Source organism: Hymenobacter agri (assembly GCF_054778495.1).
Genome location: NZ_BAAGZM010000622.1, coordinates 1 through 2,463, shown reverse-complemented (window position 1 = coordinate 2,463; position 2,463 = coordinate 1). Strand labels below are relative to the sequence as shown.

General features: G+C 64.9%; 2 protein-coding genes. Both read right to left on the bottom strand.

Translation table 11 applies throughout. The features are described from left to right. Positions 1-545: glycosyl hydrolase 2 galactose-binding domain-containing protein (locus ACYVDE_RS20280; RefSeq protein ID WP_460503351.1), on the bottom strand; the 545-nt coding region annotated here is incomplete at its 3' end. A 30-nt stretch (positions 546-575) separates the two neighbouring features. Continuing rightward, positions 576-2,463 (bottom strand): glycoside hydrolase family 20 protein (locus tag ACYVDE_RS20275; RefSeq protein WP_460503350.1); only part of this gene is annotated, 1,888 nt, incomplete at its 5' end.

The following is a 2,463-nucleotide window of genomic DNA, read 5'->3' as shown; positions in this document are numbered from 1 at the left end:
CCGCCCTGTCCGCCGTTGGGGTTGCCCACCGGGTCGGGCGGGTACACCAGCACGGCCAAGCGGTTGCGGCCGTCGGCGGCCAGGTGGGGCGTGATGTTGTACGCCTGGCGCAGAAACATACCCCGGTGCGTTTGCGCGTTGAGCTTCTGCCCGTTCAGAAACACCTCGCAGCTGTAGTTCACGCCCCGCAGGTGCAGCCACACCTGCCCGGCGCCCGCGGCCGGCGCTTCCTGAAAATCCTTGACGAACCAGTAGGTGTAGTAGCCCGGCCCGGTGCGGTAGATGTCGGGAATGCGTTGGTTGTTCATCCCGAAAAACGGGTCGGGCACCTGCTTATTGGCCAGCTGCGTGGTAAGCACCGTGCCCGGCACCACGGCCGGCAGCCAGCCCGCGAGCGGGTACGCGGGCTGCGAAAGCTGCGGCCCCTCGACGGGCACTTTGGCCAGGGGCTGCGCCAGCCAGCCGGCGTTCAGTTCGTAGCGCTGCTGGGCGGCCAGGGGTAGGGCGGCTAGCGTTAGCAGTAGCGCGAGTAGCGGTTTCTTCATTTGAAATAATTCAGTGAAACCCAGTCCGCATTACTGCACCACAATTTCATCGGCAAACAGCCAGGTGTCGGGCTTGGCGGTGCCGGGCGCTTGGGCGTTTTTGGCCGTCAGGCGCACGAAGCGGGCCGTAGTCTTTTTCAAGTCCGCCCGCACTTCGCTGATGCCGGGCTTTGTCCGCGTGTCTGAAGTGGCAACAGCGGCGTACACTGGCCGGTACGTCTGTCCGTCTGTCGATACGGCCACTTCCACGCTGATGGGCAGGCGGATGCCCGAGCCCACGGCTTGCAGGAAAGTGGCCTGCACGGTGCTGATGTCGGTGGTTTGCTGCAAATCGAGGGTGGCCACCAGGTCGGTGCCGTAGAAGCCCAGCCACTGCCCGTCGGTGTGAGTGGTGGTGCCGTGCTGCCCGTTCACCAGCGTGAAGGGGCCGGCGCCGGGGTAGCTTTTATTGGGCTCGTTGGCCAGCGCTACGGGCCGGGCGAAGGCTTTGTGCACCAGCAGCTCGCGGGTCGAAACCTGGTCCATCATCCGGCCATCTTCAAACGACGCGGCCTTGATAACGGCCGAATTGGCCACCGCAAACGGCTGGGTGTAGGCCGGCGAGGCAGCCGTGGGCGCCGAGCCATCCAGCGTATAGCGGATTTGCGGGCCGGCCGCGTCCATTTGCATGGTCACGGTAGTGGTGCGCTGGGCGGGGTCGAGGGCGAGCTGCTGGCGCACGTTGAAGGCGCTGCGGGCGTAGTTGGCGCCCCAGGCGGCGTAGCGGCGGTACTGCTGCCGCATCCGCTGCTGGAAATCGGGCCAGTTGCGCAGCCGCGCCGGCGACCAGAGCGCCTCGGCCAGTGCCGACATGCGCGGAAACGCCATATACTCTACCTGCTGTTCGGTGGGGATGTACTCGGTCCAGATATTAGCCTGTCCGCCCAGAATGTACGCCTGCTCGGCGGCCGTCAGCTCCTTCGGCGTGGGCTCGAAAGTGTACACCTTCGACAGCGGTAGGTAGCCGCCGAAGGCCAGCGGCTCCAGCTCGGGCAGGCCCTGGTAGTGGTCGAAATAGGAATGGGAGCCGGGCGACATCACCACGTTGTGCTTTTGCCGGGCGGCCGTGGTGCCGCCCTCCTGCCCGCGCCACGACATCACCGCCGCATTGGGCGCCAGCCCGCCCTCCAGAATCTCATCCCAGCCGATGATGCGCTTGCCCTTGGCATTGACGAATTTCTCCACGCGCTGCACGAAGTAGCTCTGCAGCTCGTGCTCGTCTTTCAGCCCTTCGGCCTGCATGCGGGCCTGGCACTTGGGGCAGCTGTGCCAGCGGGTTTTGGGTGCCTCATCGCCGCCGATGTGCACCATCGGGCCCGGAAACAGCGGCATCACCTCTGTCAATACGTCTTGCAGAAAGGTGAACGTCTGCTCGTTGCCGGCGCAGAAAATATCGTCGAACACGCCCCACAGCCGCTCTACCTTAAACGGCCCGCCCGTGCACGACAGCTCCGGATACGCCGCCAGCGCCGCCACCGCGTGGCCGGGCATCTCAATTTCGGGCACGATGGTGATGTAGCGCTCCTGCGCGTAGCGCACCACTTCCTTTATTTGCTCCTGGGTGTAAAACCCGCCGTATCGGACATTGTCGAACTGGTGGGGCTGGTCGTTGTAGTGGCCAATGAGCGTGCCGTCGCGCCAGCCGCCCACCGAAGTCAGCTTGGGGTATTTCTTGATTTCGATGCGCCAGCCTTGGTCGTCGGTGAGGTGCCAGTGAAAGGTGTTCAGCTGGTGCAGGGCCAAGTAGTCGATGTATTTCTTCACGAACTCCACCCCGAAAAAGTGCCGGCTCACGTCGAGGTGCATGCCGCGCCACGGGTAGCGGGGCTGGTCGGCGATTTCGACAGCCGGCAGGCTGGCGGCCGTGCCCGGGCGCTGC